This is a genomic window from Nitrospira marina, from assembly GCF_059568365.1.
Window position 1 is genome coordinate 1,688,381 of the sequence record NZ_JCANTH010000001.1, and the last position, 16,369, is coordinate 1,704,749.

A 16,369-nucleotide genomic window follows, 5' to 3' on the forward strand; every position below is an offset into this window, starting at 1 on the left:
AGTTGGCATTGAGGCTGGAGATAGGCGATGTCCTTCTTGCATCGGTCTCAGGCCGCATGATTGATGCCGGTGTTCGGGTTTGTCCTTGCCGTGTCCGCCGGGGTGTCCCGCGGAAACGCCACGATCGGTTTACCTAATCCAGCCTTGTTGTTGGAATCTGGGCTTGATCTTATCGGCGATTTCTTTGGCAATCGCCTTTTCCCGGCCCTCGATTTTGGCGCTACCGCTGTACTCCCCGTACGCCTTCATCCCGCCTCCAACGATAAGGCCCACGGGGTTGGCCGTGGCAATGAGGGCGGCGGTCCCTACCGCAGCTCCGGGGGTTTTACTTCCTCCGGAATGTACGGTGCCGGATCCAAGTTTTCGCAGCCCCTGGGCCGTCATTTGGAAGCCTTCGGCCGCCACAGTCAAGTCCGACCCACCGGAGCCAAATCCCACCGCGACGCGCTTGACCGCACTGCCTTCATCGATTGCAAGGAGGTACCCCCGGATTACGAGGTCGTTGATCTGGGGGGTGGTTTCACTCGAAGCCCGTCTGGCTGCCAGTCCCATGTAGCGAATCTCCTCGACCAGTTGTTCTGCAATGTGAATACCCACCTGCCGACCGGCCTCGATCTGTTCGGGAGTTTGGGGAGTCGGATGATCGGTATGCTGCCCGGCGAGCACGGAGTCGGCCGGAACGTCGGCGGAGCTGGCGGCAAAGTCGTATACCCAGATGTGAGCGGGTCGAGCGACTTTTTCGGTCACGAGTATCTCGCGGTTCGAGGTCTCGGTCGAGGCGCATCCGACTGTAACTACGAGGGACAACATACATACCGTGGACTGGATTAAGAGCTTCATGGCGGATCTCCTTTGGTCAGAGGGCATGTGCATCGCCTTCGGTTTCACACCAGACATCGGGCGGACCTTCGGACGGGCCAGGATCAGGACCTCGCCGCACATGAGATTTTGAGTATAGTAACTCGATGGATCGACTATTCATTTCCTGCTGGTCGATTATGGCCGTTTTGATTGGTAAGGCGATTTCTGTTGTGAGGTTTATGTCCCCGGGTTGTACCAGATGGGTGAAGTGTATGCGCGTTCCTGGAGGACCATTCTGGTATTCGGTGGAGGTCTCACGCCAAAACGTTTCGCATCGTAGGCGGTCCAACGAGGCGTCGGAATTTCAAGGACACGTGCATAGTAAAAGGCACGAACCGATGGGTCAAAATCCGGATCCGTCCAGACCGTGATTAATTCCGGATCGCCGATGGTGTTGGTCCAGGTGGCGTGTTCGAGATCCACGGTACTACCCACAGGTGGTAACTTGCCGTCAGATTCGGGCTGGCGTTTATCGGCGTCTCCCCAAACAACATTGTAGACCTTTTCCTGAAGAGCCCCGTCCTTGCTCAACCATCCTTTGATAATTTGGATGCGGTCAAGGTTTGCGCCGATAGGATCTTTCAGCGCGGCGACAAGAAACGTGGGCGATTTACCTTGGGGGGCATCGCGCAAATCACCGCCCATCGGAACACCTTTTGTGTAGCCGATATTGGCCGGCATCCGGTTGTGTGCGTCAGCCGGCTCGAAATCGAAGCCGCCGAAGAAGCGAACAAACATACGCGGTCCGGTCGTGGCATACGTCTCCTTTCGTTCCATCGCGTCCCAGAGTGCCTCGCGAGTATTCTCTGTCGCCCAGACCCCGGCGTATCCCGCCGCAGCGACCTCCCAGTCCATCACCTTCACCCCGGTTTTGGGATTATCAAAAAAGGCTTTGGTCATCCGTTCCGGACTGGGTTCCTGGGGCGTGGTTTTGCCAAAGAAGTTCTCCTCTTCCAGCGCGGATAGACCGGTGTGGGCATCGCTGCTGCCGATCAGGCCGAACTTGAATGGATTCGTGCCGAACTTCTCTTCAAGCATAAGGCCATTTTTCAGGCCTGAGCGGGCATATTCGAATTCGAGCATCTCTTTTGTTTTGGCCACGCTCCCGTCAAGATTGCCTTTATCCCATGTCTCGAAATCCGCAAACTCATCATTGGGTGAAAGGAAGGGGTGAGTCTCCCCGTCGCCTTTAGTCTGAGTCACCTCGTAGAGGCGTTCCCACTTCGCCCGGGTCTCGACATACTCGCGATCGATCGTTTTGCCAAACGTCTCGATCGTCGGAAACATGAGGCCGTTGCTCAAATTGCCATTGTGGGCAATCGCCAGCACGCTGCCGCCGGTTTTTTGCTCATAGGCGGCCATCCATTTCCAGAGATCCTCGGGATTATCACTACCCATCGGAGGATAAACGGTAAATGGCTCAACCTGGCTGGCCTTATCACCATTGTCGCGGAAGATGATGTTGCGGTGCAGGTTATTGCCACCGGTGTTGGATGTCCACTCATACCCGATAAAGGCGGTAAAGCGGCGTGGTTCGTTGAATTCCTCGGCGGCCTTGATCGTTTCCTGCCATGCGTTTCGATAGGGCCGGGTACCGGGAAAATACATCAACGTCTTCGGAAAGGTTCCGTGGGAAAATGACATGATAATCTCGATGGCTGCCTCCGCCCCCTTGCCGGATTGAAGCATGTCGTACCACTTCCGTCCGGTCGGGTCGGCCAGTATCTCGGGCTTTCCTGCGAAGAGATCGGGGAAAAACCCCATGTTGTCGGAATGGTCCGCAACCACAAGAAAGTCCAGCGGCCGTGAGAGTTTAACCGGTTGGCCGTTCGACGCTATGACTTCCTCGCCTCTGGCGAACTGATACGCATCACGCGGTGTGAGTCGTGCGCCAAACGCCCCGGCATCCATCGAGAACGACGTGTGCAGATGGGTGTCGCCGAAGAAGGGTCTCGTAGGAAAACTGCGGCCGGCATAGGGCGAGTAGGGGGGCTTAGATGGAAACGCCTTTTCCACCGTTTCCTTCTCAGGGGCACTGAGTCCCGGCGAGGCGCCAGTAGCGGTATCGGCCAGAGGAAAGCTCAGGGTAAAGACCATCATTCCGCTGAGGATCGTTTGACCAACAACTCGTATTTTCATCAGGCATTCTCCTTTTTAAAATGCTGAAAGGCGTTGAAAGACCCAGAACATCGCCACACTGCCAATGGTGTACGGCGGGATATATCGGGTCCATGGTGGTATTTGAATGTGAACCTGTCGGAAAACTGTCATGACACCCATTACGGCAGCGATGAATAGCAATTGACCGGCCTCCACTCCGATATTGAAGAAGAGCAAGGCCACTGGAATATGTCCCTCCGGTAGACCGACTTCGCTCAATGCGCCCGCAAACCCGAATCCGTGCAGCAGACCGAACGTAAACGCCACGATCCACGGCGCACGCGCCGTGATTCCTTCAATGCCACGCCGGGTGTGAATGATTTCCGCGGCAACCATCACAATACTCAACGCGATGAGTGCTTCGACAGGTTGCGATGGCACATGGATAAATCCCAGCGTCGCCAGTCCGAGTGTGATGCTGTGCGCCACCGTGAAGGCGGTGATGGTTTTGACCAGATGCATCGTCCCCCTGGTAATCATCAGCAACGCAAGCACGAAGAGCAGGTGGTCAATGCCGAGAAGAATGTGCTCTACGCCAAGCTTCGAGTATTGGCCGGCTACCTCCCATACACTTTGCTCCACGGGAACCGTGGCCACGGGGTTGGATGGGGTGAGCCGTTGGATCCACGAACTGCCGTCGGCAAATTCAATTCGCACCAAGACATCCGTCATCGTCCGTTCAAGCCCGCGAATTCCGATGGTTTGACCGCGTAGGGAATCGATGGTCCGGATATTCCACGTTTGCACGGCGGCCGTTTCTGTCCGGCGGGTCACGAAGGGGGTGATCTTTTTGTGGCTGGCGGAGAATTCCGGTGACAACGCCAGACGCCTCTCTCCGCGCGCGGGTGTTTTCCACAGCACGCTGAACTCTCCGGTTGTGGTTTCTCGAAGTTCCAAATAGGCCGGACGAACCTCGTGGGCGAAGACCAGTGTCGGCAGGAGGATGGGCAGGAATAAAACCGCGCAGCAAGCAACGAGCTCCAGCCCTTTTGTACGGCGAGGTTCGGGCAAAGAGAAGATCATTTTGGAGACGGGAGCTTTCCAAGAGATAGCGGCCTTGATGCCCCGTTGGACAGACGCCCACCGGGACGTAACGGCCCATGTAGGACCGATCATCTTCGAGCCATCTCCATGTTTCCGGGCGGCCCCATCAGCGGTTTGACGCTCTCATCCACGATGATGTCATATTTCTTCAGCAATTCCGAAAAAAACTGTGCCTGGATTTTCGCCTGTTGTGAACGATGCCACTCGTTGACGACCTGGCTGCGTACCTCCTCATAGGGACGCAGCTCTGCAGGCACTCGTTCGCCGATCCGCACCAGATGAAAGCCATACCCGGATTCAATCGGACCCCGCCACGGACCTGATTCGAGAGTAAATATTTGTTCAGAAAATTTTGGTCCGAACAGACTGGTCACCGTCTGCTCGTCGGTTTGGATAAATTCGCGCTCCAACAGGATGGGGTCACCAACGTCACCAGTGCCGGACGTCTGGAGCTCTTTTAAACCTTGACGAGCTCCTGCTTCACTTTTGAAATAGATTTGGTGAAACGAGATGTGGACCGGGGTTGTGTAGTTGTCGCGGTGGGCCGCATACACCTGACGCAGTTCGTCCTCAACCGGTTCAGCAAGAAGGGCGGTGTCCTGAACCAGGAATTCCATCTTTTGCGCCAACCGACGGCGGACAACGGTATCGTTTTCGTCCAGGCCTAATTCGCGTGCCTCGTGTGCGAGCAGTTTTTCCTTCAGGTAGTCAGTCACGAGGCCACGGAGTTCCTGGTCGTCTGGTGGACGTTGCCATTGGCGCTCCCAGGTTTCCTTAAGCCAATTCACTTCGGCCGAAGTGACGCGCACCATACGCGGTTCATGAGCGGGCGCGCGATCGAGCCAAGTGTAACCAGCAAATATCAGCCCACCAACTATGAGGAAATGTACCAGGGGCTCTTTAAGCCAATGTCTCATGATGCACAATCTTACACTTCCGGGAAAATGGCTTGGGAAAAACATTTTTCATGGACTGAGTGAAGGGCATCTCTCACAATTCCGGAATAAGCAGTTTCCTAAATTTATCCCTTGGTGTGTTTCTGGGCTATAGATGCTCTCCCTCGGAGAAAGCTCTTTTATGGTTGATTACTATACAAGAATTGTCATCGTGACTTCTTGCCATTTCCTGTTAAAAATCTATAAACACTCAATTTTTAATCAGCATGCTCAAAAACCCTTACTCATGATTGGACGAATCCATTTTTTATATATTGAGGTTTAGGATTGGATTATTTCAGATGTGCCCAATAGCTGCACTCGGACGTTGTCGACCCAACTACGCAGGCCGATGGTTCAACGGCTCCGAAAGTGAATGATGAGTCGTTTCGTCTCTGTCGTTTTTTCAAAAGATCGGGTCCGTCGCAGCCAACGACGAAAAAGCCGTGAAAGAAGTCCAGGTGTTGAGCTTTGATAGGATTTGGGCGGACCGATGGAGGGTTCTCGGTCGTGGCCACAGGTCGAGGCGACGATTCAGATGGATTGGGAGCAAAAGGAGCAAGCCTACCGGTCACTGGAATACTATGAGGATATCGGTTTTCATCTGGAAATAGGGAGGAATCTTGGTCAATCAGGGGGCGGGCTCTCCGATTAGGAAATCCATGGAAATTTTTGGTAAAGGATTGCCGCCGTTCCCAACGCCACCGTCCAGGTCCGAAACAATACTCGGCCGAAAGAGTCTACTGTTTCCCTACTTTGGTTTGAAGCTCTCGGAACATGTCCTTGATATACGGTGCGGTGATCGCTCGTGAAATGGGATGTTTAGCGGAACTTCCGAATCCTCCGACTTGGTCGGTCGAAACCCTGCCGATGTAAAACAAGAATGTGCCGTCCTTGGTCGGAAGAGCAGCGATGCCTTGCAACATGCTGTTGTAATCGTGGCTCGCATAGTATTGACGCTCGACGGCAAATGCCGCCTCACCCACATGGTATAACATGCGGTGAACCAGAACGTAGGTCGGTCGACCAAACACGTCAATGTTCAGCCAATAGAAGATTTCCTCCAGGTTTTTAGCCTCATCCTTATCAAGTCCCTGTGGATAGGTGAGCAAGAATTGATGGAAGGCCGGCAAATACTTGGCCACGCCTGTCAGTTCCTTCGTGGAGAGAAGCAATTCATCGCCGGCATTCCGTTGGTTGCCGTCACCACGTTCGTAAGGCGCAATGCCCGAAAGCCCCTTTGTCCGATAGGCCTGGTAGCGGGCGAGTAATTTCTGTCGGATAAGGTCTTCGACCTCCTTCACCGGCACTTCGTTACCCTTGTGGGTTGACTTGAGAGCTTGAAACGCGGCCATCTCGTTTGCATCAAGGTTTAGTTTGTCGCCCGGTTCCACGTTCAAATAACGCCCGGCTTCTTTTTCTGCATTTGGCTGCAACTTTACCCCTGCCAAATCCGCCATGGTCCCTTCGCCCGTCAGCCGGCCATGCGCCGTGATGACCGAAACTTCTTTCAGAATAATGGCCTCTTGATAGAGCTTTTCCAGATCCTCCGGTTTAGCGTTCACCAGAAAAGCCATGCCAAGCGCCAATTCCCGATCTGATCCTTCACTGGGTGACCAATCGACAATCTTTCCCTGCCGGATGTCCTCTCCGTCGCTATCCGAGAGGTGCAACTCCTTGAGCACTTCATCGACTGTCGGCAAAGCTCCGGCCTCAGGGATAGGGCCGTGGAAGAGCAGGGTGACGCAGAGGCATACCAGAACTTTGGAAATGTGGGATTGGTTTGTCTTTAACCGCATGTGTTTTCTCTCCACTGTGGGGTTGGGCGAATAATTTCAACATCCCCAGGATAAAGTCAAGCCGGTCAAAATGACGCTTCAAGGTCCGTATGCGTATTGTCTGATTCGTGAGGAGATGCGTTTCATTTTGCTCCCAGGCCGTTGGTGGTTTCGTGGCGGTTCTCTCATATCTTCCCCGATGGCACGTTCGTAAAGGACGAATGCGTGAACCGTCCTGCTTCGTGTAGGGTGCGATTCGACATGATGGCAGAATTCCTTTTCACTCGCCCCGGTGACATGCGTGATATTCCGTCTGCGAAATGCCTGCCGGTACCACGCACCGTGACCGGTGGTATTTTCAATCGGCTTCTATTCGTGCCATTTGGATCTTGCCGACCCAAATTACCGGATCCACCCCTGCTCCTTGAATTTTCCCTCAAGGTGTTCGGCGATCGCATCTGCCGTTCGTTTCCCAGCGCCCTCGATCGTATCTTTTCCTGACATCTCCCCGTACACCTTTGCACCTCCTCCGACGATCAGTCCGATTGGATTAGCGGTAGCTGCCAGGACAACAATAGGTAAAGCCACTCCGGGCATTTTATTTCCCGCGGAATCCATCTTCCCGGATCCGAGTTGACGGGGACCATTGGCTGTCCACTGGTACCCTTCCGCAGCCGTCGTGATTTCAGCCGCCCCGGATCCGAAACCCAAGCCCATACGTTTGAGGGTACTGCCTTCATCGAACGTGCCAAAATACCCTACAATCAACAGGTCGTTGATCCGGGGGGTCGTCTGTTTGCCCGCCACCAAGGAGGGTAGGCCCATTTGTTGGATTTTGGATACCAATTCCTCCGCGACGGTGAGACCCAATTTGCGCCCAACTTCGAGATGCTCAGGCGATGGCGGTGCGCCGGGTGGGTCATGCTGTTTGGCTGCCGAGGACCAGGCGGGAAGATCCGAATGGGTGGCAGCAAAGGGATACACATAGATGCGTTCCGGCTGGGGAAGTTTCTCTTTGCCATACAATGGATGTGTTTCGGTGATCTTGGTAGAGGAGCACCCTGCTGCCATAGTAATGGCAAAGACTCCTAGGACGATACCTGTGAGGGACCTCATGACAGACCTCCATGTGATTGGGTGGATTTTGGATGTTTTTAATTTTCTGTCCCTGCGGGTTTCCCTGCAGGTCATAACGTCAGTAAGAATGATTTTCTATGGTTGGTATTGACCGTTCAATCGTATAAAAGAAAGCCCGTCATGGGTATGGATCGGGCATTGTAGGGTAAACTGCAGGAAAAATCGAGGATGTACCCCATGCTTTTATGTTGAACATTTTTCTGGAGACCAATTCGGAGATTGAGGAATTGCCTGCTAAAAGAAATCAGAACCCATAGAAGGTTCTTGGGGCGATAAACATCGGGGTGGGGCAATCAATGGCTGCTGTTCGGCTGTCAGGCAGATGACAAGTCGAAGCGCCGGTCAGCCAACGAATTTTTTCCTTTCCTATATGACGTGTTATTTCTTCCTTTTTTTTGAGTCCAGGTCTCTCCGAGATGTGCCGATGGGGAACAGGGAAATTGGTGAGGATGGGGGAAACCCAGCTTTTCCCCGCGTAAAAATGTTTGGTACATTGGCGTGCATCCGTTACATTTTAATATAAACCAAGGAGAAAGAATCCAGAAGCGATTGGTGGCGGAACCGTGACCATGACAGTTCTCATTGCAGTCACGTTGATGCTGAGCGGGTGTGGCCATGCAGAAGAAGGCAGTGTCAAAGTGATGTCTCGGTGAAAAGGGGTAGGCTTTGCAATTGATCTCAAAGATCCAGGAGAGGGAAATTTACGATGGTCAGCGGTGCTGAGTCGGCCCAACAACTCGGAGAGGGGGTCGCGGGGTGGTCTAATTTGACGTTTCATAATCCCGGTAAGAAATAAGCACGAAACAATTTACTCTCTACTTGTGGAGGCATCGAGGCGTACGTATTTGATCATGGGCCTGCTGTTTGGACCGGGGTTGCTTCTCCTTGCCCCTCCCTTGCGAGCGCAGATGTTTGTGCTCCCCGAAAATGACAGCATCCGGAACAGCAGGAGTTAGACGACTAGACGCGTGTGGGCCAAGCAGCAGACCAGTTACGATCCGGAACATTCGACCCTGGCTGCCGCGCTACCACCGCCCTCCGACGGCGGGTTGGGCTTGATGGGACAGCACTTTCCCATCCGTGTACCCAAAGCGGGTAGGTAGCCGGCATAATCCAGCAACAAGGGCAATTCCATCCTGCCCTTGGTGCGGCGAGACACAGACCGATCATGTTGGATTACAAGCTGACCGGTCTATACGTGAATCGGAACTTGCGTACGTCGATCGCATGAGCCGCGACGCACTTCTGGAGTCTACAGAAGACCTGCGCGAAGCGATTCACGACCGGTGAAGATTGGTCAAAGACAGAGACGAAACGGACGGCCCATTGAATCCGGTTGATCCATCCGGTCGGTTGTCAATGCTATTCATGGAATTGATCCCTTAAAGTTAACAATGCCGTAACAAGCTCTTGACCCGGCTGCAATCAGTTCGAGGTAGGCTTGGACTCTCATATGAGAAAAAACTCCCCATGCAACCGGATGCAATCGCATTCTGTCGCGGTCTGCATTGTCAGGGCTTTTGGTTTCACACAAAGGAGGATCTTCATGAGAAAAGGGATTATCGTACTTGGCATATTGGGACTGTTAGGGTTGCAGGTAGGATGCGCGGCATTACCAGGCTCCGATTTATTATCTTCCAATTCGAATGGGACAAAGACGGTGACCTCCAACTCGCAGTTTGATGAGATAGCGGACAATCCCTCAAGTTACCTGGGGCAGGAAAAGAGGCTCGCAGGAGCAGTCGTCAGTATTGATCAAACGGACGAGGGATATTTAATATTAGCGGAATGGCTGCCCTATCCCAAAACGCAGATGGAGGAAGGGCCCCAAATAGGTCAAACCGATAGGAGTAGACATTTTCTTATTCGGTTTATCGGAAAACGCGAAAGGGAATTTTATACCACCAGGGGGAATATCTTTCTGTTAGAAGGAACCGTGGAAGGAACTCAAAAGGCACTGGTGAATGTTTTCGGTCCTCGAAAAGATCTGCTGTATGTCAATGCGAGATGTATTCGTATGTGGGAAACCGGGCAAGACGATTCCCGCTCCAGCCAGTTGGACAACCAATATCCCCCAACGAGAAATAGAACACTCTGTGCGGATTAACATAAGAAGTTCGTGGTTTGTGAAACGTCCCATTGATCTATGCAATGAATAGACGGCAATGGGTGTGCCTTCCTATAGGGGATTACTACCCTTTCATCTTCGCATTAGGGGCCCTGCATGCAGGGCCCTACCCTGACGGGTCATCGTAACAACTCTTCCCATCGTTGTATGAAGGTTGCGCGCAAGGAAGCAGCAGATGTATTCAAGCCGGCCTGAAACCATCGTGGCGTCGTATTGAAAAGCTGACGGTTCACTCGACATACTCACGTGTCCAACCGTGGCTTTCAAGACATTTCTCCCTCATCATTTCCCCTCCACCTCTTGGATAGCTTCTTGGGCGGGTGGTTTCGTCTTCCGGACCGAAATGTGCGAATCGATTTTGGCCAAAATGCACGTTCTCCCGATCACAGAGGATAATCGCCGATTTCAAGTCTTCCTTTGTTGCGCCTGGTTTGACCCACTGTGGTGTAGGACCACAAGCCGATAAGAGTAAAAAACATAACCCCACACATGATGATACTTTCATTGTCTTACCCCACACAAATGGTTACATTGTGAACCGGGATGTCTTATTTGCCGGCAGAATGTCAATTTTATCCCAAAATGGTTTTGAGTATCGTCTGCTGGATGGCCTTTCAAATCATGAAGGAGTCAAAGCAACTCCTCCCATTAATCCCATTCTTCCAACTCACACAGAGCAGGCCCTGACTCAGATTTCAAACAAGATTAAAAAGCGCGGGATGATGAGAAAGCAAGATGGAAATGAGGCGGCCCCGTTTAGGTGGGCTTATCTGGGAACAGGATTTGAAACTGGAGTTGGAGCGTCCAGTCAGGTGCCCGATCCTGTTTTTCCAGATAATAAAATCCCTGGAGTTTAATGTTGACCGGACGTTTTTCTCCGCGAAACACCACTTTCCCGAATCCGCCTCCAATGGGTACCGTCCACCGGTTCCTTCTGGCCTCCGCCTCCCAATTTGCGATGATTAACGGGGTAGAGGTCAGATACCAGCCATTGGGGAAGTTGTAGTTGAGAAAGGGTTGGACTGAAAGTAGATTAACCTTGAGGCGTCGATTATCACCTGCAAACGACCAGATATTACTGACGACGGCCCCTATCACCCACGGATCCGGTACGCTCACGATTGCGAGTGTCGGGCCGACGCTCCATTTGCCAGTGCCCAAACGATCATCCGTGGCGGTGTCGAGGATAAAGGTTGGGCCCAGGCCGCCGATTAATTTGAACCGTCGCTTGGATTCATCACGGGCCAAAAATCCCGTATACTGAATGTCCCCCAGCCCGGCGAGACTTCCCGTTTTATCTTCAAAAGCCGTGGCTGGAAAATAGGGGAGGGGAATCGTGAGCCGGTTAAGGAGCGCCCAATCCCCCCATTTTCTGGTGGTATCGAACTGCAGGTTGAAGACATTCGAAAGATGGTTATTGAGCCCAGCCCCGAAAAATGTCCCATTGGTAAATCCTAATCGTACAAGATCGGACACCGGGTTCTGTACTTCTTCTGCAAGTGTTTTAATATCCTCGGCCTGGGCCGGTTGACTGCCGAGGAATCCCAGGATAACCCCCGCCATAACCCAGTTTTTGAAAAGTATTTTTTTTTGAAAGGCCAACAACATTCTTTTTGCGCAACTAAGCCTCGGTTGAGGTGTAGTCGAATTGACCATCAATGGGTACTATAAGGAGAAGAGGCAATTATTTTTTGTGTAGTTTAGCAGGACTGGTGCGAAAAAATATCTCTCATCAACATTCTCAGGACGAGCGGAGGAGACTCTATTTTCCCGGTTTGCTTATCTTGGGTAAAAAAAGGAAGACCGGAAAAAATGATGGAATAAGGGGAATGAAAAACTTTCGATTCCCACGGGAATTATGGATGGGAGACTTCGCGTTAGCATTTAACAAATGAGCCATTCATCAAGCATTGCGGGAAATATCGCCACTAAGATGGAATAACCAAGGGCTTTCGCAGGTTTTCTTAATGCCGACTCAATACCGTCTTGGATTTCATCTATCGAATACATTCATAATGGCATATCGGAAATTGCCCATGATAGGCTCCTCATATATGACCATGATGATTTTAACGCGACAAAAAACCAGGTGTCTCTCTTATCTTGTGGTGTTGACCGCTGTCCTGTTTCTCATCTCTGGCTCTGAATCAGGCGCTTCTCAGAAGTTGGAGGATGAGCAATTCGGCCCTCAGTTCCGTCAGGCACTGAAGCCGTGGACAGGTGATTGGGACGGGATGGTCAATCGTAACCAAATTCGGGTGCTTGTCCCCTTTAGCAAAACCTTTTTCTTTCTGGATGGCGGCAGACAGCGTGGGCTCACTTACGATCTTATGAAAATATTTGCAAAACAGATTAACGAAGATTTGAAGCGGAAGGTCGTGCAGGTTCAGTTAGTCTTCATTCCTGTGAACCGTGATGAACTCATTCCGGATTTGCTTAATGGGGTTGGTGATATTGCCGCCGGTGGCCTCACGATTACATCCGAACGGAAGGCACTCATTGATTTTTCGGAACCGGTTCTCACCAACGTTCGCGAGATTATTGTCACGGGGCCTAGTAGCCCCTCTCTCTCCAGTCTTCACGACTTGGCCGGCAAGGCCATCCATGTGCGGAAGTCCAGTAGTTTTTACGAACACCTTGTTCGCTTGAATGCCTCATTTCTCAGTGCCGGAAAGCCGGAGATTACGCTCATCCCTGAGGAGGAGAACCTTGAAGACGAAGATCTTCTCGAAATGGTGAACGCGGGTTTATTGCCGATGCTCGTCATGGATAGCCCAAAAGCGGAATTTTGGGCAAAAATCTTTAAAAATATTCGTCTGCATCCCGACATTGCCATCCATACAGGCGGGGAGATCGCTTGGGCCTTTCGCAAAAACAGTCCAAAGCTGAAAAAGGTGGTCAACCGGTTTGTCAGGAACCATAAGAAGGGCACCTTAGTCGGAAATATGTTGTTCACCCGGTATTTGAAAAATACCACGTATGTCAAACATGCCCTGGCAAAGCAGGGACGCAAGAAATTTCAAAGTCTCATGCACGTGTTTGAAAAGACCGCCAAGCCCTATGGATTTAATTGGGTGCTCGCCATGGCCCTTGGCTACCAGGAGTCCATGTTGGACCAACAGAAAAGAAGTTCTGCGGGTGCAATCGGTGTGATGCAGCTTCTGCCCAGTACTGCTCGGGATCCCAACGTGAATATTCCCAATATAAATAAGCTTGAACCCAATATTCATGCCGGAGTCAAATACTTGCATTTCCTGCATGACCGGTATTTTACGGATCCGGACATAAGCCAGTTAAACCAATGGCTTTTTGCGATAGCGTCATATAATGCGGGCCCTGCCAGGGTCGCGAAACTCCGAGCTGAGGCTCCGTCGATGGGCTTGAATCCGAATAAGTGGTTTAAAAATGTGGAGATAGTGGCCGCGAAGCATATTGGTCGCGAGACCGTGCAATACGTGAGTAATATTTACAAATATTTTATTGCGTATCGTCTGATTTTGGAAAAAGAGGCCATGAAATCAGCGTTGCAACATTAAGCAATCAGCGAGGCTTAGCGATAGCGGAGAGTATTGGCCCAGTCTTGAAATGATTCTTCGACGTCATTTCATTCTGAGATGACTTCTGACAACGATTTTGTATCCCCCCGGCGATCTACAGAAGCGGCCGAAAAATGAGTCCCGCGTTCTGCATCGATAATTCCGGCGTGTACGCCGGCGCTGCTTTCAAACGATCCGGTTCCTGTTGCGAGGGATTTCGTGCCTGAAATGAGATAGCCCGTCGAAAGGACACTGGAAATAGTATCCAGTACGGTGTGCACTCAAGCGGCACGGAACTTCAATTGATTCTTTTGCCAGGTCTTTTACTCCCTGGACCATGTTCCTCATCCTACCCTAAGAAGCAGTAGCGGAAACCGGTGCACCCGGGGGAGGATATTCCAACGTCCCGTGGAGTTCGGCGATCTTGTCCGCAGGGAAATTCGGAAGATACAGCGCCTGCTGTTCCCGCCACTCCTTGACTTGAGCCTCCGCTGCATCCCCCAAATGGGTGTCCGGGCCTTTCCCCTTTTCCATGTGAAGAGTTTGTGAAGGCAGTGCGAAACTTGCACCAGCTTTCTGCACAATGTCCATGATGCGTAGGTTCAAATCCTCAGCCACTTCGAGAAATTCTCCATAATCCGTGACGTCGACATATGCAAAGATTTCAAGGTTAAAGGAAAATGAGCCAAACTCCTGGAAACGAATCCTGGCAGGATCGGGAAGGACTTTGGGGTGGGCGTACAAAAGCTTTCGGATTTCAACAAGAATGAAACGTATCTGGTCCGGAGTTGTTTCATGTCGCAATCGAACTTGCGGGTGATACCAAATCTTTTTTCTCTTCGAATAGTTTTCCAGTTGCGTTTGTGCGAAGTCGACGTTAGGAACAGTGATGATCGTATTACTAAGGGTTCGAACTTTCGTCGCTCGCAACCCGATCTCCTCAACCGTGCCGATGTTATCGCCGAACCGGCAAAAGTCTCCCACGGCTACCGGTTGCGAGGTGTACAAAGTGATGGCCGAAATCAGGTTTTCAATGGGCTTTTGCAGGGCCAAGGCCACTGCCACCCCTCCGATGCCGAGCCCTGCTAGAATGGTGGTCACTTCAAATCCCAGATTATCGAGCCAGACTAATACGGCGATAATGACAAAAAGGGTTTTAAGACCCGTACCCAACGGGGATAAAATGACTACGGCAGAACTCTTTCCCTGCCGTTCGAATCGCTGGGTCAACCGGGCCAGCATAAAATCCACCATACAAAATGTCGACCAGACGAGGGCAATGGTCATCACCGTTCGTGCCTGAAGAACGGCTTGAAACCAAATGGGAGGATTAATATATTCAATTAAGACTCTCCCTATCAGGAGAAACAGAAGAAAGCGTCCGGGACCTTTCGCCAGGCGTGACAATTGATCACGGGAAGCGGATGGGCGAGAGTAGACAAAAAAATGAATCAGAGAAGTGAGGGCATACGCCGCCCCATAAGCCATGATGGCGATGGTTACGAGGCCGACCCACAGCCAGATTTCTACCCCCAACATCTTTAGATCGAAAAAGGCGTCAGGAAAGATATTTTCCAGGTACCCGTATCCGTATTCTTGGTACAACCCTGGGACTTGAGCGACGGTCGCATTAGAAAATTTCCAGATAAATACACCATCTTCGCGGGGCACCCGCTGAAGAAGAATATCGATGGTTTGTCCTCTCACCTCAATGTGTCCCACCGAGTCTCGGTAGGAGGGTAAGCCGTCTTCTTGCTTGCCGGTTGCATCAATGCTCAAATCGGTAGGATCAATCCAAAGAGCCCGATCCAGTACGATTTCGAATTGCCTGGCGAGATAGGGCTGCGGGATTTGGGCAATCTTCTCTGGCAGGTAACGAAAATCGAGGTATTCCGTGGCGCGTTCGTACTGACCCTCCTTGCCGGCGGCTAAAAAGCCTTCCACGGTGCCACGCGGAGTCCCACGACCGAATGGGTCATCCGGAACCGGGAGTTTCGAGTTGTTTGTATCTTCGCTCTTGTCTTGTTCTAATTCCTCATTTGTCGAGGGCTCCTTTCCTGCCACGATTTCCTTCAACGTGGGTTGTCCGAGAGCAAAGCCTCCCAACATGAAGCCAGCCGAGGACAGGCCGATCACCAGTGCCAACACCTGACACATAAAAGTCGTCACCCGTTTTCTCGCGTGCATACATTTTCCTCCTTTGCTTATCTTCCTTTTTTAAGTTATGGATCGTGTCGAAGGTGCTGAGTTTTGGCTTTGGGATTCCTGATATTCAACCATTTTCCATCAACAATCCAACCTTTTGTTGCAATGGCGACGCCGGTCCTGGCTGAGGATGCACAATCCAACACCATGCAAATCCTGATCGATAAAGTGAAAAGGGATAAAAAGCTCTTAATCGCCGCTTATATAGATTCGACGGATCAGAAGTTTAAGAAGGTGTGCCTCCGTGCGAAGGCTATCAAAAAGGATTGGGACAGTTAAATACATATGGCCAGTATGGTGAATGCGCTGATTCCCCAAGTGCTCCGCTTGCCCGTCAAACTCCGTCGTTCCTTGACGTGGGATCAAGGGATGGAAACGGCAGCAGACAAGCCATTGAAGGCAGGGATAAAGGTAAAAGTCTTTTATCGTGATTTACATTGTCGCCGGTATCGAGGGACGAAAGTAATACCAATCGGTTGGTCCCGCAGTATTATCCTAAAAGGACGGATCTGGGTGGGTATCTATAAAAGGAGTTAGACCACGTGAAGTTACGGCTGAATTAACGTCCACGCAGAACTGGCGTTT

Annotated in this window: 13 protein-coding genes; 4 read left to right on the forward strand and 9 right to left on the reverse strand. The window is 51.5% G+C overall.

What is annotated here, in order from left to right:
• Nucleotides 1-129: 129 nt before the first annotated feature.
• The 4 genes from LX98_RS06880 to LX98_RS06895 all read right to left on the reverse strand — a co-directional run bounded on the left by LX98_RS06880 (nucleotide 130) and on the right by LX98_RS06895 (nucleotide 4,877).
• On the reverse strand, nucleotides 130-840 hold the full coding sequence (locus LX98_RS06880) for a DUF4410 domain-containing protein (RefSeq protein ID WP_496428201.1): 711 nt from the start codon (nucleotides 838-840) through the stop codon (nucleotides 130-132).
• A 198-nt stretch (nucleotides 841-1,038) separates the two neighbouring features.
• Entirely contained in the window at nucleotides 1,039-3,000 is a 1,962-nt protein-coding gene (locus LX98_RS06885; RefSeq protein WP_496428202.1) for a DUF3604 domain-containing protein, read from the reverse strand.
• 15 nt (nucleotides 3,001-3,015) lie between these two features.
• Nucleotides 3,016-4,137, reverse strand: a complete 1,122-nt coding sequence (locus LX98_RS06890) for a HupE/UreJ family protein (protein ID WP_496428203.1) — start codon at nucleotides 4,135-4,137, stop codon at nucleotides 3,016-3,018.
• Entirely contained in the window at nucleotides 4,134-4,877 is a 744-nt protein-coding gene (locus tag LX98_RS06895) for a peptidyl-prolyl cis-trans isomerase (protein WP_496428204.1), read from the reverse strand. Before LX98_RS06895 ends, LX98_RS06890 begins: the two co-directional genes overlap by 4 nt.
• A gap of 616 nt (nucleotides 4,878-5,493) precedes the next feature.
• On the opposite strand from LX98_RS06895, the gene LX98_RS06900 reads away from it, so the two are divergent.
• Nucleotides 5,494-5,655 (forward strand): hypothetical protein, encoded by a 162-nt coding sequence (locus LX98_RS06900; protein WP_496428205.1) that lies wholly within the window; start codon nucleotides 5,494-5,496, stop codon nucleotides 5,653-5,655.
• Nucleotides 5,656-5,740: 85 nt separating this feature from the next.
• Here the strand turns inward: LX98_RS06900 and LX98_RS06905 are convergent, their stop codons facing one another.
• Both LX98_RS06905 and LX98_RS06910 read right to left on the reverse strand, forming a co-directional pair.
• A complete protein-coding gene (locus tag LX98_RS06905; RefSeq protein ID WP_496428206.1) occupies nucleotides 5,741-6,799 on the reverse strand; it encodes a hypothetical protein in 1,059 nt (352 codons plus the stop codon).
• 381 nt (nucleotides 6,800-7,180) lie between these two features.
• Nucleotides 7,181-7,894: a DUF4410 domain-containing protein gene (locus LX98_RS06910; protein WP_496428207.1), complete on the reverse strand. Its 714-nt coding sequence runs from the start codon at nucleotides 7,892-7,894 to the stop codon at nucleotides 7,181-7,183.
• 1,567 nt (nucleotides 7,895-9,461) lie between these two features.
• Here LX98_RS06910 and LX98_RS06915 point away from each other — a divergent pair.
• Nucleotides 9,462-10,022, forward strand: coding sequence for a hypothetical protein (locus LX98_RS06915; protein ID WP_496428208.1), 561 nt, complete (start codon nucleotides 9,462-9,464; stop codon nucleotides 10,020-10,022).
• 777 nt (nucleotides 10,023-10,799) lie between these two features.
• Here the strand turns inward: LX98_RS06915 and LX98_RS06920 are convergent.
• Nucleotides 10,800-11,606, reverse strand: coding sequence for a transporter family protein (locus tag LX98_RS06920; protein WP_496428209.1), 807 nt, complete (start codon nucleotides 11,604-11,606; stop codon nucleotides 10,800-10,802).
• A gap of 473 nt (nucleotides 11,607-12,079) precedes the next feature.
• Between LX98_RS06920 and LX98_RS06925 the strand changes: the two genes are divergently transcribed.
• Nucleotides 12,080-13,579: a transglycosylase SLT domain-containing protein gene (locus LX98_RS06925; RefSeq protein WP_496428210.1), complete on the forward strand. Its 1,500-nt coding sequence runs from the start codon at nucleotides 12,080-12,082 to the stop codon at nucleotides 13,577-13,579.
• 68 nt (nucleotides 13,580-13,647) lie between these two features.
• Here LX98_RS06925 and LX98_RS06930 read toward each other — a convergent pair whose 3' ends face one another.
• On the reverse strand, nucleotides 13,648-13,860 hold the full coding sequence (locus tag LX98_RS06930; RefSeq protein ID WP_496428211.1) for a hypothetical protein: 213 nt from the start codon (nucleotides 13,858-13,860) through the stop codon (nucleotides 13,648-13,650).
• 73 nt (nucleotides 13,861-13,933) lie between these two features.
• A complete protein-coding gene (locus LX98_RS06935; RefSeq protein WP_496428212.1) occupies nucleotides 13,934-15,766 on the reverse strand; it encodes a mechanosensitive ion channel domain-containing protein in 1,833 nt (610 codons plus the stop codon).
• 303 nt (nucleotides 15,767-16,069) lie between these two features.
• Here LX98_RS06935 and LX98_RS06940 point away from each other — a divergent pair, with 303 nt between their 5' ends.
• A complete protein-coding gene (locus LX98_RS06940; RefSeq protein ID WP_496428213.1) occupies nucleotides 16,070-16,321 on the forward strand; it encodes a hypothetical protein in 252 nt (83 codons plus the stop codon).
• The last annotated feature ends 48 nt before the right edge of the window (nucleotides 16,322-16,369 follow it).